Source organism: Micromonospora krabiensis, from assembly GCF_900091425.1.
Classification (GTDB): domain Bacteria; phylum Actinomycetota; class Actinomycetes; order Mycobacteriales; family Micromonosporaceae; genus Micromonospora; species Micromonospora krabiensis.
Genome location: NZ_LT598496.1, coordinates 1,729,875 through 1,753,278, shown reverse-complemented (window position 1 = coordinate 1,753,278; position 23,404 = coordinate 1,729,875). Strand labels below are relative to the sequence as shown.

At 73.8% G+C, this 23,404-nt stretch carries 21 protein-coding genes and 1 riboswitch; of the genes, 9 read left to right on the top strand and 12 right to left on the bottom strand.

Annotated elements, in window-relative coordinates; all coding sequences use genetic code 11:
* Positions 1 to 91 precede the first annotated feature (91 nt).
* From GA0070620_RS07770 to GA0070620_RS07745, 6 genes are all read left to right on the top strand, one after another.
* Positions 92 to 1,090 carry a helix-turn-helix transcriptional regulator gene (locus tag GA0070620_RS07770; RefSeq protein WP_091589223.1) on the top strand — a complete coding sequence of 333 codons (999 nt, stop codon included), beginning with the start codon at positions 92 to 94 and terminating at the stop codon, positions 1,088 to 1,090.
* Positions 1,087 to 2,139, top strand: coding sequence for a helix-turn-helix transcriptional regulator (locus GA0070620_RS07765; protein WP_091589222.1), 1,053 nt, complete (start codon positions 1,087 to 1,089; stop codon positions 2,137 to 2,139). Before GA0070620_RS07770 ends, GA0070620_RS07765 begins: the two co-directional genes overlap by 4 nt.
* Before the next feature lie 10 nt (positions 2,140 to 2,149).
* Entirely contained in the window at positions 2,150 to 2,398 is a 249-nt protein-coding gene (locus GA0070620_RS07760; protein WP_091589221.1) for a hypothetical protein, read from the top strand.
* A 183-nt stretch (positions 2,399 to 2,581) separates the two neighbouring features.
* Positions 2,582 to 2,893 carry a Sec-independent protein translocase subunit TatA gene (tatA, locus tag GA0070620_RS07755; RefSeq protein WP_091589220.1) on the top strand — a complete coding sequence of 104 codons (312 nt, stop codon included), beginning with the start codon at positions 2,582 to 2,584 and terminating at the stop codon, positions 2,891 to 2,893.
* A gap of 18 nt (positions 2,894 to 2,911) precedes the next feature.
* On the top strand, positions 2,912 to 3,865 hold the full coding sequence (gene tatC / locus GA0070620_RS07750; RefSeq protein WP_091589219.1) for a twin-arginine translocase subunit TatC: 954 nt from the start codon (positions 2,912 to 2,914) through the stop codon (positions 3,863 to 3,865).
* A gap of 106 nt (positions 3,866 to 3,971) precedes the next feature.
* A complete protein-coding gene (locus GA0070620_RS07745; protein ID WP_091589218.1) occupies positions 3,972 to 4,898 on the top strand; it encodes a diacylglycerol kinase in 927 nt (308 codons plus the stop codon).
* Here GA0070620_RS07745 and GA0070620_RS07740 read toward each other — a convergent pair.
* Positions 4,861 to 5,763, bottom strand: a complete 903-nt coding sequence (locus GA0070620_RS07740) for an EamA family transporter (RefSeq protein WP_231922402.1) — start codon at positions 5,761 to 5,763, stop codon at positions 4,861 to 4,863. The genes GA0070620_RS07745 and GA0070620_RS07740 overlap by 38 nt on opposite strands.
* Before the next feature lie 78 nt (positions 5,764 to 5,841).
* On the opposite strand from GA0070620_RS07740, the gene GA0070620_RS07735 reads away from it, so the two are divergent.
* Positions 5,842 to 6,696 (top strand): LysR family transcriptional regulator, encoded by an 855-nt coding sequence (locus tag GA0070620_RS07735; RefSeq protein ID WP_091589216.1) that lies wholly within the window; start codon positions 5,842 to 5,844, stop codon positions 6,694 to 6,696.
* A 43-nt stretch (positions 6,697 to 6,739) separates the two neighbouring features.
* On the opposite strand, the gene GA0070620_RS07730 is transcribed toward GA0070620_RS07735, so the two are convergent.
* Positions 6,740 to 7,510, bottom strand: a complete 771-nt coding sequence (locus GA0070620_RS07730) for an HAD family hydrolase (protein ID WP_091598307.1) — start codon at positions 7,508 to 7,510, stop codon at positions 6,740 to 6,742.
* A gap of 86 nt (positions 7,511 to 7,596) precedes the next feature.
* On the opposite strand from GA0070620_RS07730, the gene GA0070620_RS07725 reads away from it, so the two are divergent.
* Complete coding sequence (locus GA0070620_RS07725) at positions 7,597 to 10,389, top strand: DEAD/DEAH box helicase (RefSeq protein WP_091589215.1); 2,793 nt, start codon at positions 7,597 to 7,599, stop codon at positions 10,387 to 10,389.
* A 100-nt stretch (positions 10,390 to 10,489) separates the two neighbouring features.
* Here GA0070620_RS07725 and GA0070620_RS07720 read toward each other — a convergent pair whose 3' ends face one another.
* Positions 10,490 to 11,416 (bottom strand): alpha/beta hydrolase family protein, encoded by a 927-nt coding sequence (locus GA0070620_RS07720; protein ID WP_091589214.1) that lies wholly within the window; start codon positions 11,414 to 11,416, stop codon positions 10,490 to 10,492.
* 137 nt (positions 11,417 to 11,553) lie between these two features.
* Between GA0070620_RS07720 and GA0070620_RS07715 the strand changes: the two genes are divergently transcribed.
* Positions 11,554 to 12,165, top strand: coding sequence for a TetR/AcrR family transcriptional regulator (locus GA0070620_RS07715; RefSeq protein ID WP_091589213.1), 612 nt, complete (start codon positions 11,554 to 11,556; stop codon positions 12,163 to 12,165).
* A gap of 131 nt (positions 12,166 to 12,296) precedes the next feature.
* On the opposite strand, the gene GA0070620_RS07710 is transcribed toward GA0070620_RS07715, so the two are convergent.
* The 9 genes from GA0070620_RS07710 to GA0070620_RS07670 all read right to left on the bottom strand — a co-directional run bounded on the left by GA0070620_RS07710 (position 12,297) and on the right by GA0070620_RS07670 (position 23,333).
* Complete coding sequence (locus GA0070620_RS07710) at positions 12,297 to 12,659, bottom strand: ArsR/SmtB family transcription factor (protein ID WP_091589212.1); 363 nt, start codon at positions 12,657 to 12,659, stop codon at positions 12,297 to 12,299.
* Between the two features lie 68 nt (positions 12,660 to 12,727).
* A complete protein-coding gene (locus GA0070620_RS07705; RefSeq protein ID WP_091589211.1) occupies positions 12,728 to 14,818 on the bottom strand; it encodes a cytochrome c oxidase assembly protein in 2,091 nt (696 codons plus the stop codon).
* 37 nt (positions 14,819 to 14,855) lie between these two features.
* Complete coding sequence (locus GA0070620_RS07700; RefSeq protein ID WP_091589210.1) at positions 14,856 to 15,416, bottom strand: copper resistance CopC family protein; 561 nt, start codon at positions 15,414 to 15,416, stop codon at positions 14,856 to 14,858.
* 14 nt (positions 15,417 to 15,430) lie between these two features.
* Entirely contained in the window at positions 15,431 to 16,651 is a 1,221-nt protein-coding gene (locus GA0070620_RS07695; protein ID WP_091589209.1) for a Dyp-type peroxidase, read from the bottom strand.
* On the bottom strand, positions 16,648 to 17,238 hold the full coding sequence (locus GA0070620_RS07690) for a copper chaperone PCu(A)C (RefSeq protein ID WP_377520557.1): 591 nt from the start codon (positions 17,236 to 17,238) through the stop codon (positions 16,648 to 16,650). Before GA0070620_RS07690 ends, GA0070620_RS07695 begins: the two co-directional genes overlap by 4 nt.
* A gap of 80 nt (positions 17,239 to 17,318) precedes the next feature.
* The gene (locus tag GA0070620_RS07685; RefSeq protein WP_091589207.1) at positions 17,319 to 18,746 is read right to left on the bottom strand and encodes a PepSY-associated TM helix domain-containing protein; all 1,428 of its coding nucleotides are present in this window, start codon (positions 18,744 to 18,746) and stop codon (positions 17,319 to 17,321) included.
* A 232-nt stretch (positions 18,747 to 18,978) separates the two neighbouring features.
* A complete protein-coding gene (locus GA0070620_RS07680; RefSeq protein ID WP_231922401.1) occupies positions 18,979 to 19,956 on the bottom strand; it encodes a ribonucleotide-diphosphate reductase subunit beta in 978 nt (325 codons plus the stop codon).
* Positions 19,957 to 20,021: 65 nt separating this feature from the next.
* Complete coding sequence (locus GA0070620_RS07675) at positions 20,022 to 22,412, bottom strand: ribonucleoside-diphosphate reductase subunit alpha (RefSeq protein WP_091589205.1); 2,391 nt, start codon at positions 22,410 to 22,412, stop codon at positions 20,022 to 20,024.
* A gap of 132 nt (positions 22,413 to 22,544) precedes the next feature.
* Positions 22,545 to 22,754, bottom strand: a riboswitch (cobalamin riboswitch).
* Between the two features lie 123 nt (positions 22,755 to 22,877).
* Positions 22,878 to 23,333, bottom strand: a complete 456-nt coding sequence (locus tag GA0070620_RS07670) for a hypothetical protein (RefSeq protein WP_091589204.1) — start codon at positions 23,331 to 23,333, stop codon at positions 22,878 to 22,880.
* Positions 23,334 to 23,404: the final 71 nt, after the last annotated feature.

The window sequence follows — 23,404 nt, the reverse complement described above, 5'->3', positions numbered from 1 at the left end:
CGTGGACGCGACAGGTCACCGCGGGTGTCCGTGCCCGCGCCGCGCCCGCGCGGGTGCACGCGCGCGGCGCGGCGGCTGCTAGCGTCTACCCGTGTCCCGGACCCGTACCGAACGCCTGGTCAACCTGGTGATCTGTCTGCTGTCCACGCGTCGGTTCCTCACCGCCGCGCAGATCGCCGCGACCGTGCCCGGCTACGAGCACGACCCGGACGACGCGCGTGACCACGAGGCGTTCCAGCGCAAGTTCGAGCGGGACAAGGCCGAGCTGCGTGAGCTGGGCGTCCCGCTGGAGACCGGCACCGCGAGCGTGTTCGACGCGGAGCCCGGCTACCGCATCGCCCCCCGCGAGTACGCCCTGCCCGACATCCCCCTCGAACCGGACGAGGCGGCGGCGGTGGGCATCGCCGCGCGGCTCTGGCAGCACGCCGGCCTGGCGGCCGCGGCCTCCTCCGGCCTGGCCAAGCTGCGGGCCGCGGGGGTGGACGTCGACCCGCAGGCCACCCTCGGTCTGGAGCCGATGGTCACCGTCGACCCGGCCTTCGCGCCGCTGGCGGCCGCCGCCCGCGACCGCCGCGAGGTCGGCTTCGACTACCGGGTGCCCGACCGCGACGCCCCCAGCCGCCGCCGGCTCCAACCGTGGGGCGTGGTCTGCTGGCGCGGCCGGTGGTACGTGGTCGGCCACGACCTGGACCGGGACGCGACCCGCTGCTTCCGGCTGTCCCGCGTGGTGGGTCAGGTGCGGCTCACCGGCGCCCCGGGTGCCTACGAGCCGCCCGTCGGGGTCGACCTGATCAGCCACGTCGCCCGCTGGTCCGGGCCGGTGGAGCGGCCGGGGCGGGCGACCGTGCTGGCCACCCCGGGTCGGGCCGCCGGGTTGCGCCGCTGGGCGGTGGAGTGCGCGGCCGGTCCCGACGGCGACCGGCTGGTCCTGCCGTACGCGGACGCCGACTACCTCGCCGGCCAGCTCGTCGGTTACGGCCCGGACGTGCGGGTGCTCGACCCGCCGGAGGTCCGCGAGGCCGTCATCCAGCGGCTGAAGGAGATCGCCGTGCGGCACGACGAGCTCGCCGGCGCGGGAGGACCCCGATGACGCGTCCCGCCGCCCGCGGCGGCTCCCGCGCCTCCGCCGACCGGCTCGCCCGGCTGCTCAATCTGGTGCCCTACCTGCTGGCCCGCCCCGGCATCGAGATCGCCGAGGCGGCCGGTGACCTCGGTGTCACCGAGCGCCAGCTGCGGGAGGACCTGGAGCTGCTCTGGGTGTGCGGGCTGCCCGGGTACGGGCCGGGCGACCTGATCGACATGGCGTTCGACGGCGACCGGGTGACCATCACCTACGACGCCGGCATCGACCGGCCGCTGCGGCTCACCCCGGACGAGGCGCTGGCCCTGGTGGTGGCGCTGCGGATGCTCGCCGAGACGCCCGGGGTGAGTAACCGGGAGGCGGTCGAGCGGGCCCTCGCGAAGATCGAGGACGCGGCCGGTGACCTGGTCGGCGCCCCGGTGGAGGTGCGGCTGCCGGCCGACACCCGGCGGGTGGAGTCGCTGCGCACCGCCGTCGACGGCGGTCGGGCGCTGCGCATCACCTACTACACGGCGGCCCGGGACGAGACCACCGAACGCACCATCGACCCGCTGCGGATGCTCATGGTGGGTGGGCGGGCGTACGTGGAGGCGTGGTGCCGCCGCGCCGAGGCCGTCCGGCTGTTCCGGGCCGACCGGATCGACGCGGTCACCGAGCTGGACGAGCCGGCCGCGGTGCCGCCGCAGGCCCGCCCGCACGATCTCAGCGACGGGGTGTTCCGCCCCTCACCCGACCTGCCGCTGATCACCCTGCGGGTGGGTCGGGGCGAGCGGTGGATCACCGAGTACTACCCGTGCGAGCGCGTCGAGCCCGGCGACGGCGACCAGTGGCTGGTCTCGTTGCGGGTGACCGACCTCAACTGGGCGCGCCGGTTCGTGCTCGGCCTCGGCCCCGACGTGACCGTGGTGTCCCCGGTCGAGCTGGCCGAGCAGGTGCGGGCGACGGCGACGGCCGCGCTGGACGCGTACGCCCGACCGGCGCCCGCCGCCCGCCGCGACCCGGCGGCCGACGCGCCCACGCCCGGCGGCGACCCGGCGGTGGCCGCCGGCCCCCGGTAGGCTGACCGCCGTGGTGAAGTGGATCGTGCTCGGGCTGGTGCTGTTCGCGCTCCTCGTGCTCGCGTTGGCCGTCCGGACGGTGCTGGCCCGGCTGCCCCAGCTGCGCCGTGCCGCCGTGGCGCTGCAGCGCCGGCAGGCCGACGCGGAGGCGCTCGCCGGGTCGGCCCAGGCGCTGCAGGCGCGGGCCGAGTCGCTCCAGGAGCAGCTCCTCACCGCCCAGCACCGGATGGAGCTGATCAAGGCCAAGCGGCAGGGCTGATCGACCGTCGTCAGCGCCCGCGCGGACGATCCGGACCGGGTGGTTGACGGAACATCCCGCGTTGGTCAAGACTTCACCGGCCGGGAGGAACCACCCCCGCCCGGCCGGTGGCAACGGGCCGATACGCACGTACGATGGGCTCCGACACCACCCCTGCTGTCTGACAAGCGACTGGAGCTTCCCATGGGTGCCCTCAAGCCGTGGCACATCGCCGTCCTCGTGGTCGTGCTCATCCTGCTCTTCGGCGCCAAGCGGCTCCCCGACGCGGCCCGCTCGCTCGGCCGCTCGCTGCGGATCATCAAGGCCGAGACCAAGAGCCTGCAGGACGACGACCGCGACCTGGCCGAGAAGGCCGACGCGCAGGCCGGCTACCAGCCGCTGCCGCCGCACGCCGGGCAGCAGGCCCCCTACACCGGGCAGCCGCAGCAGGCGCCGTACCAGGCCGCCCCGCAGCAGCCGGTCGTCGACCCGGTGCAGCGCGTCCGCGACAACTGACCGACGGGCCCGAGAACGGTGGCCTTCGCACTGCGTAAGCGCGGCCCGAGCAACTTCGAGCGGGCCGCCGACGGCTCGATGACGCTCATCGAGCATATTCGGGAGCTGCGCAACCGCCTGTTCCGCGCCTCGCTGGCGATCCTGGTCGGCTTCGGGGTCGGCTTCGCGCTGGCGGAGCGCGTCCGGGTGTTGCTCTCCAAGCCCTACTGCGACCTGCCGCAGTCGATCGACCCCGACACCGGCCTGTGCAAGTTCGTGCAGCTGGGCGTGGCGGACGTCTTCCTGCTCAACCTGAAGATCGCGCTCTGGGTGGGGCTCATCGTCGCCGCTCCGATCTGGCTCTACCAGCTCTGGGCGTTCATCGCCCCGGGCCTGCACCGGCACGAGCGTCGCTACGCGTACATCTTCACCGCGCTCGCGGCGCCGCTGTTCGCGGCCGGCGCGGTGCTGGCTTTCTTCGTGACCACCAAGGGCCTCGAGTTCCTGCTCAACATCTCCGGGCCGGACATCGCGACCACCCTCGAGGTGACCCGCTACATCTCGTTCGTCACCAACCTGATCCTGCTGTTCGGGGTGGCGTTCGAGTTCCCGCTGATCGTGCTGATGCTCAACTTCGTCGGCCTGGCCAGCGCCAAGCGTCTGCTGAGTTGGTGGCGGGTGGCGGTCTTCGTCTTCTTCGCCTTCTCGGCGGTGGTCACCCCCACCCCGGACCCGTTCGGCATGACCGCCCTGGCGGTCTGCCTCTGCGCGCTCTACTTCGCCGCGGTCGGGGTGGCGTTCATCAACGACAGGCGTCGGGGGCGGGGCAAGGAGATGTACGCCGGGGTCGCCGACGACGAGGTGTCGCCGCTGGAGTTCGACCGGGAACCGGTCGAGGCCGGGCAGCGGGTCGACGCGAGCGGGCCCATCGAGGCACCGGAGCCGGTCGCCGCGCCGGCGCCGATCGAGCGCCGCTACGACGACATGACCTGACGGACGGTAACCGGGCCGGCACCACGCGACACGCCGGCACGACACGCTGAAACGACGAAGGCCGCCCGGACCGGGCGGCCTTCGTCGTCACGGTAGGTTCCTCGCCGTGACCGCAGAAGATCACCCCTCCGCCACCCCCGACGGTCCCGTCGCCGTGCTGGCCAACCCGACCGCGGGACGGGGCCGGCACCGGGGTCTGCTGGCGCCGCTGCTGTCGCGGCTCGCCACCGGCGGCCGGCCGGTGCGGCTGCTGGAGGCGGGCAGCGCCGACGGGGCGGAGGCGGCCTGCCACGCCGCGGTGGCCGAGGGAGCCGCGGCCCTGGTCGCGGTGGGCGGCGACGGCACGGTGCACCGCGCGCTGCAGGCGGTCGCGGGCACCGGGATCCCGTTCGGTCCCGTCCCGGCGGGTACCGGCAACGACTTCGCGGCCGACACCGGCTACCCGCCCGACCCGCTCGCCGCCGCGGAGGTGATCGCCGGCGCGCTGCGCGCCGGCCGCAGCCACCCGGTGGACCTCGCCCGCCTGACCAGCCCGACCGGCCCACCCCGCTGGTACGGCGCGGTGCTCGCCGCCGGCTTCGACGCGATCGTCAACGAGCGGGCGAACCGGATGCGCTGGCCGCGCGGCCGCCGCCGGTACGACCTGGCGATCCTCGTGGAGCTGGCGCGGCTGCGGCCCCGCCGCTACAAGCTGCGCCTCGACGGCGAGCCGCACGAGGTGGACGCGGTGCTGGTGGCGGTGGGCAACTGCCCCAGCTACGGCGGCGGCATGCGGATCTGCCCCGACGCCGACCCGACCGACGGGCTGCTCGACGTGGTCGTCGGCGGGCGACTCGACCGGCGCACCCTGGTCCGGGTCAAGCCGAGCATCTACCAGGGCACCCACGTGCGGCACCCGCTCGTGCACAGCTACCGGGTGCGCAGCGTCGAGCTGGCCGCCGAGGGCATCACCACGTACGCCGACGGGGAGCGTTCCCTGGACCTGCCGGTGACGGTCACCGCCGTCCCGGGCGCGCTGCGGCTGCTGCGTTGACCTGGACCGCGCCGACGCTGGCCGCGATGACCAGAGCGATGGCCAACACCTCCGTGGCGTGCAGCTCCTGCCCGAGCACCAGGTAGCCAGCGAGGGCGGCGACCGCCGGGCCGAGGCTCATCAGCACCGCGAAGGTGGCGGTGGGCAACCGGCGCAGGGCGAGCAGTTCGAGGGTGTACGGCAGCCCGGACGCCATGACGGCGAGGACCGCCCCGAGCGCCAGCACCGACGGGTCCAGCAGGACCGTTCCGGTGGTCGCGAGCCCCGGCGGCAGGGTGACCAGCGCGGCGACGGTGAGGGCCACGGCCAGCCCGTCGGCGCCCTGGAAGCGGGCTCCGACCCGGGCGCTGAGCACGATGTACGCCGCCCACGTAGCCCCGGCGGCGAGGGCGAGCCCGGCGCCGAGCGGGTCGAGGCGGTCGAAGCCGCCCTGCCCGAGCAGGGCCACGCCGGCCAGCGCGACCCCCGCGCACGCCCAGCTCGCGGCCCGGCGGCCGGTGAACACCGACAGCGCGAGCGGGCCGAGCACCTCCAGGGTGACGGCCGGGCCGAGCGGGATCCGGTCGATGGCCTGGTAGAAGATCGAGTTCATGCCGGCCAGAGCCAGCCCGAACGCTCCAGCGGCCAACCAGTCGCCCCGGTCGCGCCCACGCAGCCGGGGCCGGCACACGACCAGCAGCAGGACGGCCGAGATGGTGAGCCGGAGGGTGACCGCGCCGAACACGCCGGTGCGGGGGAAGAGCAACGCCGCCACGGCGGAGCCGAACTGGACCGACAGCGCCCCGCCGAGGACCAGCCCGACGGCACCGATGTCGCCCCGGCGGGCCGGCGGCGCGGCGGTCGTGGCACGGTCGGGGAGCAGGATGTCGGTCACGCCTGAAACGGTAGGAGGCGGGGCGGCGGCCGGGAAATGCCGGTCCCCCTGTGCTTATGCTTCCTGGTTATGACCGTCGAGCTGCGGCACCTGCGCGCCTTCCTCGCCATCGCGGACGAGGGCACCATCACCCGTGCCGCCGTGCGGCTGCGGGTGACCCAGCCGGCGCTCTCGCGGACGCTGCGCCAGTTGGAGGACCACCTCGGCGTACGGCTGGTGGACCGGTCCACCCACCACCTGGCGCTCACCGAGGCCGGCCGCTCGTTCCGCGACCGGGCCGCCGCGGCGGTGGCCGCCGTGGACGACGTCCTGACTCCTGGGCAGGGGGCAGGCTGGCCGGTGCGGCTGGGGCACGCCTGGTCGGCGCTCGGCCGCCACACCGTCACGCTGCAACGCCGCTGGCGACAGGCCCACCCGGGCACGCCACTGGAGCTGCTGCGGATCGACGACCGCACGGCCGGCCTGGCCCGCGGGGCGGTCGACGCGGCCCTGCTGCGCCAGCCGGTGGACCTGCCCGACGTGCGGTCGGTGCGGCTGCTCGCCGAGGCGCGGCTGGCCACCGTGCCGGCGGACAGCCCGCTCGCCGGCCGGGACGCGCTCACCCTGGCCGACCTCGTCGACCAACCGATCGCCCTGAACGCCGAGACGGGCACGACCACCCTCGGGCTGTGGCCGCCACACGCCGCCCCGGCGACGGTCGTGTCGGTGGCCAACACGGACGACTGGCTCGCGGCGATCGGTGCCGGCCGGGCCGTCGGCGTGACCACCACGGCGACCGCCGCCATGTACCCCACACCGGCGGTCGCGTACGTGCCGCTCACCGACACGCCCGAGGTGACCGTGCTGCTGGCCTGGCGTCAGCCGCCGAGTCACCCGGCGGTGCCGGACCTGGTCGCCCTCGCGCAGGAGGTGGTGCGGGGCTGACGACGGTGGTCGCGGGCCGACTGCCGTCGGTGGCCGCCGACGGTCAGGCCGACAGGGCCAGGTCGAGGACCGCGCCGAGGCCGTTCTCGCGGCCCGGGTCGGCCGCCGGCAGCACCAGCACGGCGCAACCCGCCGCGGCGGCCCCCGCGTCGGCCGGCGTGTCGCCCACCATCAGCGTCTGCTCCGGGTCGACGCCGAGCATCCCGCAGGCACGCCAGAAGATCGCCGGGTCGGGCTTGCAGCGCCCCACCTCGTACGACAGCACGAACGCGTCGATCAGGTCGGTGAGCTGCCACGCGTCGAACATGGGCCGCAGGTCGAAGCCGATGTTGCTGACCACGGCCACCCGGATGCCCGCGTCGCGCAGCGCGGCGATGGTCGGCGCCGTGTCCGGATAGGGGACCCAGCCGTCCGGGACCAGCAGCCGCTCGTAGAGGGCGTCGGCGAAGCCCTCGATGCCGGCGTCGACCTGCTCGGCGAGCCCGGTGTAGGCCGCCCGGTGCGCGTGCGGGTAGAGGTCGCGTGCCGACCACAGCTCGGCGAGCGGGGCCGGCACCCGGGCGGGCAGCGGGCCGCCCGCCCGCCCGGCGGTGAGCAGCCGGTCGGCCAGGGAGGTGGCGCGGATCGGGTCCAGGGTCGTCCCGCAGGCCGCGGCGGCCTTCAGCACCCACTCGCGGGGCTCCTCGACCTGCGCGAGGGTGCCGTGGAAGTCGAAGAGGACGGCCTTGACCGGCCGGCGGGACGGTCGGGGGAGCGGGCCGCCGCCGACGTGGCCCACGGCAGGGGTCTGGGGCGGTTCGGGTTGGTCCGGCACGTCGTGCACCCTACCGACCGCCCCCGACGGCCCGACCGGTCGGCCTTGTCCGGTGCCGTGCCCGGGCACGCATTAATCTTGGTTCCATGTCGAGCCCCGCCGAGCGGTACGCCGCGGCGCGCCGCCGGGCCGCGCAGGCCTCCGAGTTTCCGGCGCTGGACGAGTTCGCCCTTGACCTGGGGTTCGATCTCGACGACTTCCAGCGCGAGGCGTGCCAGTCGTTGGAACGTGGCAGCGGCGTGTTGGTCTGCGCGCCCACCGGCGCGGGCAAGACCGTGGTGGGTGAGTTCGCCGTCCACCTGGCCCTGCGCGGTGGGGCGAAGGCGCCGGCCGCCGACGCGGAGCCGGGCGCTCGGCGCAAGTGCTTCTACACGACGCCGATCAAGGCGCTGTCCAACCAGAAGTACCACGACCTGGTCGACCGCTACGGCGCCGAGCAGGTCGGCCTGCTCACCGGCGACAACGCGATCAACGGCGACGCGCCCGTGGTGGTCATGACCACCGAGGTGCTGCGCAACATGCTCTACGCCGGCTCCAGCACCCTGGAAGGCCTGGCGTACGTGGTGATGGACGAGGTGCACTACCTCGCCGACCGGTTCCGGGGCGGCGTGTGGGAAGAGGTGATCATCCACCTGCCCGCCTCGGTCACCCTGGTCTCCCTGTCGGCGACCGTCTCGAACGCCGAGGAGTTCGCCGACTGGCTGGTCACCGTGCGCGGCGAGACGGCGGTGGTGGTCAGCGAGCACCGGCCGGTGCCGCTGTGGCAGCACATGCTGGTCGGCAAGCGGATGTTCGACCTGTTCCACGACGCCGACGCGGCCCGCAAGCACGACGTGCACCCGGAGCTGCTGCGCTACACCCGGGACACGATGCGCCGGCTGGAGCTGGGCGAGGGGCGCAGCGCCGGGCCGGGTTCCGGGCGGCGCGGCCCCCGCTGGCGCGGCCCGATGCGGCCGGACATCGTCGAGCGGCTGGACCGGGAGGGGCTGCTCCCCGCGATCCTGTTCATCTTCAGCCGGGCCGGCTGCGACGCGGCCGTGCAGCAGTGCCTCGCGGCCGGGCTGCGGCTCACCTCGCCCGAGGAGCGGGCGGAGATCCGCCGGGTGGTCGAGTCGCGGGTGACCGCGATCCCCGGCGAGGACCTGTCGGTGCTCGGCTACTGGGAGTGGCTCGACGGCCTCGAACGCGGCCTCGCCGCCCACCACGCGGGCATGCTGCCGGCCTTCAAGGAGGTCGTCGAGGAGCTGTTCGTGCGGGGCCTGGTGAAGGCCGTCTTCGCCACCGAGACCCTCGCGCTGGGCATCAACATGCCCGCTCGCTGCGTGGTGCTGGAGCGGCTGGTCAAGTACAACGGCGAGGCGCACGTCGACCTGACGCCGGGGGAGTACACGCAGCTCACTGGGCGAGCCGGGCGGCGCGGCATCGACGTCGAGGGACACGCCGTGGTGGTGTGGTCACCCGAGACCGACCCCCGGCACGTGGCCGGTCTGGCGTCGACCCGCACCTACCCGCTGCGGTCCAGCTTCCGGCCCTCGTACAACATGGCGGTGAACCTCGTCGGCTCCGTCGGCGCGGAGCCGGCCCGGGCGCTGCTGGAGTCCTCGTTCGCCCAGTTCCAGGCGGACCGGTCGGTGGTCGGCCTGGCCCGGCAGGTGCAGCGCAACACCGAGACCATCGAGGCGTACGGCGCGGAGGCGGCCTGCCACCACGGCGACTTCGACGAGTACTTCGCGCTGCGGGTGGCGATCGCCGACCGGGAGCGGGCAATCGCCCGGCAGGGGCAGACGCAGCGTAAGGCCGCGGCCGTCGCGTCGCTGGAACGGCTGCGGGTCGGTGACGTCATCCGGGTGCCCTCGGGCCGGCGGGCCGGCCTGGCGGTGGTGCTGGACCCGGCCACCGGCGGGTTCGGGGAGCCGCGCCCGCTGGTGCTCACCCAGGACCGGTGGGCGGGCCGGGTCACCCCGGGCGACTTCACCACGCCCGCGGAGGTGCTCGCCCGGATCCGGGTGCCGAAGCACTTCAACCACCGCTCGCCCGCCGCCCGCCGCGACCTCGCCGCCGCGGTGAGCGGCACCGGGCTCGACCGGCACGGCGGCCGCCGGGGCGGGCGGTCCCGGCAGGCCGTGGGGGAGGACCACCAGCTCACCCAACTGCGCGGTGAGCTGCGCCGGCACCCCTGCCACGCCTGCCCGGACCGGGAGGAGCACGCCCGCTGGGCGGAGCGTCGCCGCCGGTTGGAGCGGGACACGGAGGAGCTGCGGCAGCGGGTGGCCGGGCGCACCGGCTCGCTGGCGCGTACGTTCGACCGGATCGTCGCGCTGCTGACCAGCCGCGGCTACCTGACGGCGGAGGGCGAGGTCACCGACGCCGGGCGAATGCTCGGCCGGATCTGGACCGAGGCCGACCTGCTCGTCGCCGAGTGCCTGCGCCGGGGCGTCTGGGACGGGTTGTCCCCGGCGGAGCTGGCCGCCGCCGTGTCGGTGGTGGTGTTCGAGGCCCGCCGCGACGTCGACGAACGCGCGTCGCTGCCGCGCGGACCCGTCGCGGACGCGGTCGACGAGACCCTGAAGCTGTGGAGCGACATCGAGGCGGACGAGGCCGCGCGCGGGTTGGCGGTGACCCGTGAGCCGGATCTGGGCTTCGCCTGGCCGATCTTCCGGTGGGCGCGGGGCGAGGCGCTCGCCAAGGTGCTCGCCAGCGGCCACGAGATCGACGGCGAGATGCCGGCCGGTGACTTCGTGCGGTGGGCCCGCCAGGTGGTCGACCTGCTCGGGCAGCTCGCCGACTCCGGCGGCGCGTCGGTGGAGCTGCGCTCCACCGCCCGCCAGGCGATCGCCGCGGTCAACCGGGGCGTGCTCGCCTACCATGCCCGCGCCTGACCCCCGCCTCGACCCGCGGGTTGATCATGAAGTTTTCGCGCGATGGGCCGGCGTGTCGCGGCGACAACTTCATGATCAACGCCATCGGGGCGGATGGTGCCTACTTGGATTCGAGGCGGCCCAGCGGGTCGGGGCTCGTCGTCAGTTCGGCGCTCGCCGTGGCCCAGCTGTCGTCGGCGGGGTCGAGTGCGCTGCGCAGGTAGGCCGTCGTGAGCCGTTGGAGCAGCGCGACCCGGGCGGGGTTCTCGTCAGTGGTCTCGGCCACCAGGTGACCGGCGATGCCGCCGAGGCCGTGCTCGGCGCCGAAGAGGGTAAGCAGGCTCTTCGGGCCGGGGCTCAGGTGGTACGGGTCGGTGAACCAGTCCGGTCCGCGGACGCTGAGCGCCGACTGGTCCCGGTCGCCCGCGACCACGAGGGCCGGGGTGGTCATCTCGGCGAAGGTCGGGTTCATGAAGGGGAAGTGCTCGGCCGCGAACGGGGTCAGGTCGGCGCCGCCGGTGCCGGTCGTGGCCAGCAGCACGCCGGCCGTGACGCGTGGGTCGGACAGGTCCTCGCCGGGGACGCCCGCCGCGTCGAGGACGCGGGCGCCGAGCAGCATGCTCACCGTCTGGCCGCCCCAGGAGTGGCCGACGACGGCGACGCGGTCCCGGTCGACGCGTCCCGCGAGACCGGGGACGGCGTTCTCGACGAGATCGAGGTGGTCGAGGACGTGCGTCAGGTCGGCCACCCGGATCCGCCAGATCTCCGGGTGGCGTGGGTCCTCCGGCGCGATGTCCAGCGTCCGTGAGTCGAGGTGGGTGGGTTGGACGACGACGAACCCGTGGGCCGCCCAGTGGTCGACCAGTGGTGCGTAGCCGTTCATCGACCAGCCGTAGCCGTGCGAGAAGAGCACGACAGGCAACCGGTGCCCGCTCGCCGGGGCCGACACCCGTACCTGGAGGTCGTCGCCGCGACCCGGAGCCGGCAGGGTGAGCGGGGCGACCGAGACGACCGGGGTCGGCGAGTCGGCGTGGTTGTCGTGAAGCATGGGTTCTCCTTGGAGGGGACCGGCAGGTTGATGGCACGGCACCCGCTTGGCATGATGGAGAAGCGGAACCGCGTTCCGTTACGACGATACGGAACAGCGTTCCGTTTGACAAAGAGTGTGACGGGGGTAACGGCGGCATGGGTGACATCGACGGCGGAACGGACGCGCCGACGTCCCGGAAACGGGCCGACGCCCGGCGCAACGAGCAGGCCCTGCTGAACGCGGCCGGAGCCGCCTTCGTCGCCTCCGGTGTCGACGTGCCGGTGCGCGACATCGCCGCCCGGGCCGGCGTGGGCGTCGCCACCATCTACCGGCACTTCCCGACCCGGGCCGACCTCATCGTCGCCGTGTACCGACACCAGGTCGAGGCCTGTGCCGAGGCGGGGCCGACCCTGCTCGCGACCAGCGACTCGCCGCACGTGGCGCTGGCGCGGTGGATCGACCTCTTCGTCGACTTCCTCGTCACCAAGCACGGTCTCGCCGAGGCGCTGCAGTCCGACGACGCCACCTTCCAGACGCTGCACGCCTACTTCCTGGACCGTCTCGTCCCGGTGTGTGCGGGGCTGCTCGACGCGGCGGCCGCGGCGGGCGAGATCCGCCCGGACGTGACGGCCTACGAGGTGATGCGCGGGGTCGGCAACCTCTGCATCGGTGCCGGCCGTGACCCCCGCTACGACGCCCGGCGGCTGGTGGAGCTACTGATCGTCGGGCTGCGCCGCCATCAGGAAGGGAAGGCTACGCCGGGCTGACCGCTACCGCCGCCGGCGCCCGCCGGAGGGCTGGTCCCGCTACCCCTGCCCTTCTGGGGCAGATCGCCGATGCCGGCGGGCCGCGCGGCGGAGAGGCCGCGCGGCGTGGGCAGCTGATCAGCGAGAGGCGGTCAGCGGGTCCGCTTCGTCGCCCGCTTACGGGGCGGCGTCAGCAGATCGGCGATCGCTGCGATGGCGGACGGCACGATCTTGTAGTAGACCCAGACCCCGCGCTTGTCGCGCTCCAGGAGACCGGCTTCGGTGAGGATCCGAAGGTGATGGCTCACGGTCGGCTGGGAGAGGCCGAGCGGGGCGGTGAGGTCCGTGACGGACGCCTCGCCCTGCGGGGCGGACTGGATCAGGCTGAGCAGCCGCAGGCGAGCCGGATCCGCGAAGGCCTTCAACACCCCGGCGAGCCGTTCGGCGTCTGCAGGCTTGATCGGGTCGCCGGACAGGGGCGAGATAGCGGGAGCAGCGGTTTTAGCAGTTGCCACGTTCGCTATGGTCCCACCGAAAGCATCGATCGGTTGGTGGAACGGTGTCAGTACACCGATGGTGTTGCTCAATCTTTGGCGGTGTCGGCTCGGGCGGCTTCGGCGAGGAACGCGTTGTACCGGGCCAGGTCGTCTTCCTCGCCGGTCGCCTCGGCCCGGTCGGCGGCGCGGTCGAGGCGAGCCTGTTCGCGCCGGTCGGCGGTGATCCACTGACGGACGAGCAGCACCATGACGAACACGGCCGGGATCTCGCCGAACGCCCAGGCGATGCCGGCGCCCAACCGCTGATCCTCCAGCACCGACGACGCCCAGGGTGGGTGGACCGCGGGGTACCAGTCGGGGGCGATCACCGTCGGGGTCTGCAGGAGCGCGAGCCCGAAGAAGCCGTGGAGCATCATCGCGATCAGGTGGAGGAGCACCAGGACGGGGTGGGGGACCCGGCGGCGGCCCGGGTCGACGCCGATGAGCACCCAGAACAGCAGGTACCCGGAGACCACGAAGTGGGCCACCATGGCCAGGTGCCCGAGGTGGGTGCGCATCAGGGCGCCGAGCAGGTCACCGAAGTACAGCGCGAAGAGGCCGCCGGCGTACCCGCCGAGCGCCACCACCGGATGGGTCAGCAGCCGGGCCGGTCGACCGTGCAGGACGCGCAGCAGCCACTCGCGGGCGCCCCGGACCTGCGGGTCGGTGGGCCGCCGCAGCGCGCGCAGGGCGAGGGTCACCGGGGCGCCGCCGACGAGCAGGATCGGCACCAGCATCGAGAGCACCATGTGCTGTGCCATGTGGACGCTGAACAGGACGTACGCGTAGCGGGCGACACCCAGGCCGGTGAACGCGGCGAACACCAGCAGGCCGGCGAGCCAGCTGAGCGTCCGCGCCGGCGGCCAGCGGTGACCGGCCCGACGCAGCCGTCGCACGCCGGCCAGGTAGGCGTACGCCCCGACGACGCTCGCGGTCAGGAAGAACAGGTCGGGAAGCGGCTCCCCCAGCAGGTTGCCCGGCGTGGGGGCCGCCGGCAGGGGGAAGCCGAGCAGTTCGGTGATCGGGTCGGGCTCGACCGGGTCGGTCGCCACGGGGGTGGGGCTGCGGGACAGCGCCACGGCCACGGCGACGGTGGCCGCGAACACCACCAGTTCACCGGCGGCCAGCCGGCGGAACGCGCCCGGTCGACGGGCACGCAGCGCCGGCAGGGTCCGGGACCGGTGTGCGGCACCCACGACCCCCAGGACCATCAGCGCGACGAGCTTGGCGCAGACCAGCCACCCGTACCGGGACTGCCACAGCTGCTCGATCGCGCCCAGTCGTACGGCCGCGTTGGCCAGGCCGCTCACCGCGACGGTCACGAGGCAGCCCAGCGCGAGGCGGCTGTAGCGCCCGGCCGCGTCGGCGATCCCTGGGCTTCGGCGGACCATCAGCAGCGCGGCGAGCCCGCCGGCCCACAGGGCCGCGGCGAGCACGTGCAGCACGAGGCTGCTCACCGCGGTCTGGTGGTTGCCGGCACCGGCGGCGTGCCCGGTGAACGCCGGCGGCGTCAGCGCGACCAGGGCGAGCGCGGCCGCCGTGGTGGCGAGCCCTCGGGAGACCCCGACCCGGGCCAGCGCGGTCACCACCAGGGCCAGTGCGACCTGCAGCAGCAGCGCCCGTCCCTGCGAGATCGAGGTCGCGAAGCTCAGCACCGTCGCCCCGCTCAGCCGCCGCGGCGGTAGGCCGAGCAGATCCGAGACCGTCAGCACGATCAGGGTCAGCGCAGCGGCGGCCCACCCGGCCGAGAGCAGCCCGGCGCGCCGCAGCAGCAGCCAGCCGTGGGGCGAGACGCTCGGTCCGTCCCCGGGCAGCAGGAACGCGGCGGTGACCAGCGCACCGACGGTGAGCGTCGCCAGCGCGTCGCCGAACAGGCGCACCGCGGGCAGGGCCCAAGTGGTGACGGGTCCGGGGTCCGGGAGTCCCGGGATCGCGGCGGCGAGCGCGCCTCCGACCCGGAGCGCGCTCACCAGCGCCACCGCGCCGGCCACCGCGGCGGCGACCGGGAGCAGGGCCGCCGCGAGCCGGTGCCCCGCCCCGGTCGCCTCGGCGCGGGGCAGGTCAGGCCCGGTCGTGGCGGCGGGCGCGGCATCCGGAGCGCGGGACGGCGGGGTCTCGGGTGGACGGATCTCGGGCATGTGCGGTCGACCTTGGTGGTGGGAGTCGGGGCGAGGGTCAGGTGGTGGCGCGGCGCCGTCGCAGTAGCACCACACTCCCGGCGGCGAGGGCCAGCAGGAGGCCGCCGGCCGCCACCGGCCACGGTCCCGTCCCGCCGTCGTCCCGGGAGGCCGCGGCCGGGGCGACGGTCGTGCTGCCGACCGGTCCGGCGGCCACGTCGCCGGCGGGCGGATCACCGACGGTGAAGGCGTAGGAGCCCTGCACCGGGTGGCCGTCGGCGGAGACGACGCGGTAGGCGACGGTGTAGGTGCCGTCGGGCAGGGGCTGGTCGATCGTCGCCGTCCCGGTCGCGCCGGTGACGGCGGGCACGCCGGTCGGGATCCTCCGTCGCCCGGCGTCGCTGAGCACGATCGTGGTGAAGGTCGGGTCCAGCTCCTGCTGGAACGTCAGGCTGATCCGCGCCGGCGGCGTGGGCAGGCGGGCGGACGCGGCGGGCTCGGACGCGCGCAGCGAGTTGTGTGCGGCGGCCGGCGCGGCCGGCGCCAGCAGCGGCGCCACGGCGGCCAGCGTCGCCGACGCGGCGGCGAGCAGGGTGTGGCGGCGGGTACGGGTGAACATCGCTTCTCCGGTGGTCAGTCGATCAACTGCTGGCCGACCCAGCCGCCCTCGGTGCAGCCGGGTGGGATCGCGAAGACGGCGGAGCCGATCGGGGTGGTCCACTCGTTGAGCAGGTCCCGTTCGGCCAGCCGCCGTTGGATGGGCACGAACTGGCGGGCGACGTCCGCCTGGTAGGAGGCGAAAATCAAGCCGCTGTCGGCGTGCCCGTCGGCGGTCGGCGCGCCGTCGTAGTTGTAGGGGCGGCGCAGGATCTTCTGCCGGTCGTCGGTGACGTGCGCGCGGGTCAGGTGGGAGAAGTCGGGGATGACGGTCAACCCGTCCGGCCCGGTCGCCGCGAAGTCCGGCTCGTCGTGCTCGGCGGATCCGGTGAGCGGGGCCCCGGTGTCGAGGCGCCGGCCGACGGCGAGCTCCCGGTCGGTGCGGCCGAGCAGGTCCCAGGTCTCCAGGTTCATGCTGATCCGGCGTACGACCAGGGTGGTGCTGTCGCGTAGCCAGGCCGGCCCGTCGGGCACCCACACCGCGGCGTCGAGCCCCGCGCCCGGTGTGGGGTTGGCGGTGCCGTCGAGCTGCCCGAACAGGTTCCGTTGCGTGCGGCCGGGTTCGGCGCCGGCGGCGCGCCGGAAGCCCCGCTGCACCCAGCGGACGGTGGCGAACGGCCGGCTGTCCTTGACCAGCACCCGCTGGGCGTGCGCGACGGTGAGCGGGTCGTCGGCGCAGATCTGCAGCAGCAGGTCCCCGCCGGACCAGGCCGGTTGGAGCCGGTCGACGCGGAAGGCGGGCAGGTCGGCGACGGACGGCGGTCGCCGCTCGTCGAGACCGGCGGCGGCGTAGAGGCCGGGGCCGAAACCGAACGTGACGGTCAGTCGGGCGGGCAGCAGCCCGAGTTCCGGTTCGGTGTCGGCCAGGGCGGGCCGGCCCCGGGTCAGCCGGGCGGCGTCGTCGGAGAGCAGGCGCAGCAGACGCCCCAGCGCGGCCCGGTCGGTGCCCGGGGCGAGGGTGAACGCGACGAACGCCGCGTGCGCCTGGGGTTCGGTGGTCACCCCGGCCTGCCGGGGCCCGTGGAAGGGCTCCACCGCACGGCCGATCCCCGCCGCCGGTTCGGGCTCGCCGGGTCGCCTGTCGTCCGCGGCGGTGGCGCGGGCCGCGCCGGCGCCGGCGAGTGCGCCACCGGCGGCCAGGGCCCCGCCGGTGAGCAGGCCACGCCTGCTCACCGGTCGTACGGGGGTGTCGCTCATGCGGCCGGGCTCGGGCTCGTCCCGGCCGTGGCGGACATGCCCGGCATCGGCTCGCCGTGGCCGGGCGCGTAGCTCTCCTGGGCGCCGGTGAACGGCTTCGCCACCGCCTGGAAGGTCTGGGTCTTCCCGTCGGCGAAGCGGAGCGTGAAGCCGACCTCGTCACCGGCCTTCACCGGCTGCTTCAGGTCCATCATCATCAGGTGGTCGCCGCCGGGCTCCAGCGTCGTGCTGCCGTGCGCCTTCACCACGATGCCACCCGCCTTGGCCCGCATGACCATCTTTCCGTCCTGCATGGCCATCTCGTGCAGTTCCATGGGGGACACGTCGGTGGCGGCGCCGGTGATCGTGACGTCGCTGTCGCCCGGGTTGACGAGGGTGGCGAACGCCGCCGTCATCCCGCTGTCGGCCGCCTTCACCCAGGGGTCGCGGATCTCCAGGACGCCGGCCGCGGTGCTCGCCGTCGGAGCCGGGTTCGGCGCCGCCGACGGGGACGACTGCCCGCAGCCGACGGTGCCGACCGCGAGGCAGGTCGCCGTGGCGAGGAGCAGGAGGGCGCGGCGGCGACGCGCGACGACGGTGCTCGACAACATGGTGGTCCCTTCGGTGTCGGATCCTCTGCCCCGGTTGGTCGGCCGTCGCGAAAGGAAAGTTCCGGGGCAAACGTGGTTCAACTCACCTGCGTCCGCGACCGCCTCGACCAGGCGCCGACGGCGAGGTCCAGGGCGAGGAAGGCCAGCAGGGTCAACCCGAACAGGGGTAGCGCCCAGCAGAGGGCGAAGACCACCGGCACCCCGAGGGCGATGCCCCAGCTCGGCAGGCCCTGCCACGCTCCCCGGGCCGGTGCCGCCCCCACCGGCGCACGCCGGTCGGTCCGGGTGGGCCGGCGCTGCCACCACATGCGGTAGCCCCAGACGATCACGCAGAGCAGGCCGACCGCGAGGGCGGCGAGCAGCACCTGGTTGACCGGGCCGAACAGGATCCCCATGTGTGCCTGGACGCCGAGGCCGCTCAGCTGCGCGAGCAGCGGCCAGGAGGCGAAGTCGCTGCGGGCGGTCACCACGCCCGCCACCGGGTCGACCGCCACCCGGTCCTTGCGTACGGGCCAGGTGTTGTCCACCTGGGTCACCGTCCACGCCGTACGCGCGTCGGCCCCGGGAGTGATCTCGACCGGGCCGTGCAGGCCGGCGTCGCGAGCGACGGCGAACACCCGGTCGGTGAGCGCGGGGTCCACGGGCGTCGGGTCGCCGGCCGTGGTGCCGGTGCCGCCGTGGTGGCCGCCCCCGGGTGTCGGAGCGGGGCCGTCCGGCAGTGCGACGGACAGCTCCGGGCTGCGCGAGTCGAGCGCGTCCAGGGCGGTGCCGAAGCGTTCACCCGCGTGGCGCGACCAGGTCAGCCCGGTCGCCGACAGGAACAGCAGCCCGACGGCCAGCCACAGTCCGGTTGTCGCGTGCCAGCCCCGGGTGCGGCGGACACCGCGGCGGGCGGTCAGGTCCGGCGCGACCAGCCGCCGCAGCCGGCCGGCGCCGGGTCGCTGGCGGCGCCACCACAGCACGACGCCGCCGAGGACGAGCACCCACAGCCAACTCGCCGCGATCTCCGAGTAGTAGCGTCCCACCACGCCCAGGTGCAGGTTGCGGTGCAGGTCGTCCAGCCAGGTGGTGACGGGTGTCGACCCGAACCACGTGGTCAGGGTGCCCGTCACCCGTCCGGTGTACGGATCCACGTAGACCGTGTGCTGCTTCTCGCCCAGGCCCGGCACGTCGAAGACGACCCGCGTGGTCGTCGAGCCCTCGCCGGGCGACACCGTCGCCAGTGTGCCGTCCGGGTGGGCGGCCCGGGCCGCCGCGACCTGCTCGGCGAGCGGCCGCGCCGGCCCGCCGGTCGCGTCGACGAACAGCTGCTCGCCGTGGACGGCGCGGTCCAGTTGCGGCGTCACCGTGTACGCCAGCCCGGTCAGCGCCGCCAGCACCAGCAGCGGCGCGACCAGGATCCCGGCGTAGAAGTGCAGGCGCAGCAGCAGGCCGCCCCAGGCGGAGGTCGCCGAGGCCGAGGGTCGGGGATCCGGCGCGATGGGTCGGTCAGTCGTGGCGGTCATGCGGGCCGTCCGATCTCCTCGGGGTGCAGGGCGTCGACAGCGGTAGTCGGGCGACTCCGCTGGTCGGTTCCGGCCGCCGTGCCGCCGCAGCGGAAAGCAGCCGTTCGGACGACCCCGGGAACTTCCGGGCCCTCCCGACCGACTGATCCACCGTGGCGGCGGCCCGCGCACGATCGGCGGTGCGGGTCGGGCCGCCGCCCCGGACGGCGCCCGGGGACGGCGGCCCGTCGTCCTAGAAGTCGTCGTCGAAGCTGACCGTGCCGGTCACCCCCACCTGGTACGCCGACACCCGCCGCTCGAAGAAGTTGGACAACTCCTGCACGTCCTGCAGCTCCATGAACGCGAACGGGTTGCGGCTGCCGTACATCGGCGCGATGCCGAGCAGGGCGAGCCGGCGGTCGGCCACGTGCTGGAGGTACTCCCGCATGTCAGCCAGCGACATCCCGGAGACGCCCTGTTCGAGGAGGTCCTCGGCGAACTGGACCTCGCACTCCACGGCCTCGGCCAGCATCGCCTTGACCTGCTGCTCCATCTCCGCGTCGAACAGGTCCGGCTCCTCGGCGCGGACGGTCTCGACCACGTCGAACGCGAACGCCATGTGCATGGACTCGTCGCGGAACACCCAGTTGGTGCCCGACGCGAGGCCGTGCAGCAGGCCCCGGGAGCGCAGGTAGTACACGTAGGCGAAGGCGCCGTAGAAGAACAGCCCCTCGATGCAGGCGGCGAAGCAGATCAGGTTGAGCAGGAACGCCCGCCGGTCCGCCCGGGTCCGCAACTCCCGCAGCTCGAAGATGGAGTCGATCCACCGGAAGCAGAACTCGGCCTTGCGGGCGATCGAGGGGATGTTCTCGACGGCCGCGAAGGCGGCGAACCGCTCCTTCTCGTCCGGGACGTACGTGTCGAGCAGGTTCAGGTAGAACTGGACGTGCACGGCCTCCTCGAACAGTTGCCGGGAGAGGTAGAGCCGGCCCTCCGGGGAGTTGACGTGCTGGTAGAGGTTGAGCACGAGGTTGTTGGCGACGATGGTGTCGCCGGTCGCGAAGAACGCCACGAGTCGCGACACCAGGTGCTGCTCGGCGGGCGACAGCTTGCCCAGGTCGGCGAGGTCGGAGTGCAGGTCGACCTCCTCGACGGTCCAGGTGTTCTTGATGGCGTCCTTGAACCGGTCGAAGAAGTGCGGGTAGCGCATCGGCCGCAGCGTGAGGTCCATGCCGGGGTCGAGCAGCAGGTGCCGCCCGGTCGGGTCGGTGGCGGTACGGGTGTCGGGAAGGGTGGTCACTGGCAGGCCTCGCAGCTCTCGGGGTTCTCCAGGGAGCAGGCCAGCGCCTCGGCGTCGCGCACCGCGACGATCGGCGCGAGCGCCGGCGTGACGCCGACGGTGGCCTGCTGGATCCGGGTCGCGGGACGCGACCGCAGGTAGTAGGTGGTCTTCAGCCCGGACTTCCAGGCGTACAGGTACATCGAGGAGAGCTTGCCGATGGTCGGCGCGCCCAGGAACAGGTTCAGCGACTGCGACTGGTCGATGTAGGGTGCGCGGGCGGCGGCCAGGTCGATCAGCGCCCGCTGCGGCAGCTCCCACGCGGTACGGAACAGGGCCCGCACGTCCTCGGGTAGCTCCGCGATCCCCTGCACCGACCCCTCGGCGCGCTTGATCTGCTCGCGAACCGCCGGCGTCCACAATCCCCGCGCCTTCAGCTCCCGCACCAGGTACGTGTTGATCTGGAGGAACTCGCCGGACATGGTCTCGCGCTTGAACAGGTTGGACACCTGCGGCTCGATGCACTCGTAGCAGCCGGCGATCGAGGCGATCGTGGCGGTCGGGGCGATCGCCACGAGCAGCGAGTTCCGCAGCCCGTGCGCCTCGATCGTCGCCCGCAGCGCCGCCCACCGCTTCGTCTGGGTGGGCTGCGCGCCCCACAGGTCCGGGTGCAGCTCACCCTTCGCGGCGCGCGTCTCGGCGTACGCCGGATGCGGGCCGAACCGTTCGGCGAGCCCGGCCGACGTCTCCAGCGCGGTCAGGAAGATCTCCTCCTGCACCCGGGTGGACAGCTCCCGGGCCGGCGCGGAGTCGAACGGCAGGCGCAGGGTGAAGAACGCGTCCTGCAGGCCCATCAGCCCCAGCCCGACGGGACGCCAGCGCGGGTTCGACGCCGCGGCCTGCTCCGACGGGTAGTAGTTGATGTCGATCACGCGGTCGAGGAACACCACCGCCGTGCGGACGGTCGCCCGCAGCTTCTCCCAGTCGACGCCGTCGGCGCCGACGTGCGCGCCGAGGTTGATCGAGCCCAGGTTGCAGACGGCGGTCTCGGCGTCGCTGTTCACCTCCAGGATCTCGGTGCACAGGTTCGACAGGTGGATGGTGTTCCCCTCGCCACCGGTCTGGTTGGACAGCCGGTTCGACGCGTCCTTGAACGTCATCCACCCGTTGCCGGTCTGCGCGAGCGCCCGCATCATCCGGCCGTACAGGTCGCGGGCCTTGACGGTCCGGACGGCCTTCTTCTCCGCCGCCCGGTACGCCTCGTCGAACGCCTCACCGAACAGGTCCGGCAGCTCCGGGGCGTCCGACGGGTCGACCAGTGACCAGTCGCCGTCCGCCTCGACCCGGCGCATGAACTCGTCCGGGATCCAGTTCGCCAGGTTCAGGTTGTGGGTGCGGCGGGACTCCTCGCCGGTGTTGTCGCGCAGTTCGAGGAACTCCTCGATGTCCGGGTGCCAGGGTTCCAGGTAGACGCAGGCGGCGCCCTTGCGCCGGCCGCCCTGGTTGACCGCCGCCACCCCGGCGTCGAGGGTCTTCAGGAACGGCACGATGCCGTTGGACCGGCCGTTCGTGCCCCGGATCAGCGCGCCCCGGCCGCGGACGCGCGACCAGGAGATGCCGATGCCGCCGGAGAACTTCGACAGCTTCGCGACCTGGTGGTAACGCTCGTAGATGGAGTCCAGCTCGTCGCGGGGGGAGTCCACCAGGAAGCACGACGACATCTGCGTGTGGCGGGTCCCGGAGTTGAACAGCGTGGGCGAGCTCGGCAGGTACGCGAGGCTGGACATCAGCCGGTAGAAGCCGATCGCCTCGTCCGGGGTCTGCGACAGCCCGCACGCGACCCGCAGCAGCCAGTACTGCGGGGTCTCCACCACCAGGCGGGACTCGGGGTGCCGCAGCAGGTACCGGTCCGCGACCGTACGCAGGCCGAAGTACTCGAACCGCAGGTCACCGCCCGGGTCGACGGCGTCGTCGAGTTGGCGGGCGTGGCGCGCCACGAACGCGGCGGTGGCGTCGCCGATCAGGCCCAGACCGTGCGCGTACGTGATCGACCGGCTGAAGCTCGCCACGCCCTGCCCGCGTACCTCCTCGTCCACGAAGGCCGCCAGCAGCCGCGCCGCCAGCTTCGAGTACTGCGGCTCCTCACCGATCAGCTCCGCCGCCGTCTGGATCGACAGCTTGTCGAGCTCTTCCGTGGTCGCGCCGTCGTACAGCCCGCTGATCGTCTTCGTGGCGACCCGCAGCGGGTCGACCTCGTCCAGGTCGGCGACCCACCGCTGCACCGCCCGGACGATCCTGTTGACGTCCACCGGTTCGGTGTCGCCGTCGCGCTTGCGGACCCGCATCACCTGCCGACGCTGCTCCGGCACGTCCTGCTCGGCCACCGCATGGCTCCGTGTCGCCGCCATGTCCCCTCCTCATGCCTGTCCACGAGGTCGACGAACGCGCAGGGCAACGCCAGTGGCCGGCGGACGGCACGCCGGCGTGACGGGCCGGCTCACGGCGTCGGCCGTCCCGCGCGGCCTCCGACCGCCGCACACGACGCGTGCGGCGCGCTGGCAGGTCTTCGGACTCGCGGGCGTGACACTCGGTCGCCTACTGGCCGTCGCTTCCCAGGCCTCGCGGCCCAGTGCTTCGTTGACGGCGGTCGTTCCCACTCACCGCTGCGGGGCAGTCCCGGAGTTCCACCGGGTTCCCTCTTGCCTCGACCACCGTGGACCGGCGGCCGAACCAGCTGCGGGAGACACCATATATGGGCGCCGGGGCGAGTTGGCAACACCAGATGCTGTGCGGGCGTGTCGTCGTGTGTGCTAATGGGTCGTGGACACGGCGACGCCCGTTCGGCCCCGGCGACCACGCTGACGGGTCCGCGGTCAGCGGCGGTAGGTGATCGCGAAGTCGAGCCGCCAGTCGACGCCGTCCGGCGACCCCTCCCAGCGCCCGTGGACGGTGCCGCGGTCCGGGCTCAGCTCGCCGGTGAAGCGCTGGTGGAACCCGGGAGCGTTCCGCTCCAGCCGCCACACCCCGTCCGCGAACGCCATCCGGTAGACCCGGTGGACGCCGCGCGCGTCGGCGTACAGCATGGTGAACTCCTCGCCCGCGTCGTCCAGCCCGATCAGCGCGGTCACCGGCAGCGGGTTGTTCTCCCGCCACGCCTGCGGCGCGTCGGGCGGCAGCGGCTCCGCGTCGGAGAACTGCCGCAGGAAGGCGCCGCCCTCCACCCAGGAGAACTCCGTCCACCCGGTGCCGAGACCGTCGACCTCCGGCTGCACCGTCCACCGGCCGACGAGCACGTCGAGCCGCGCCAACGCGGGATGTCGCTCCGTCATTCCTGTACCTCCTCCTGGGGGCGGCCGTCCTGCTTCCGCAATCTACGGTCTCCGGCTCACCGACCGGTCCG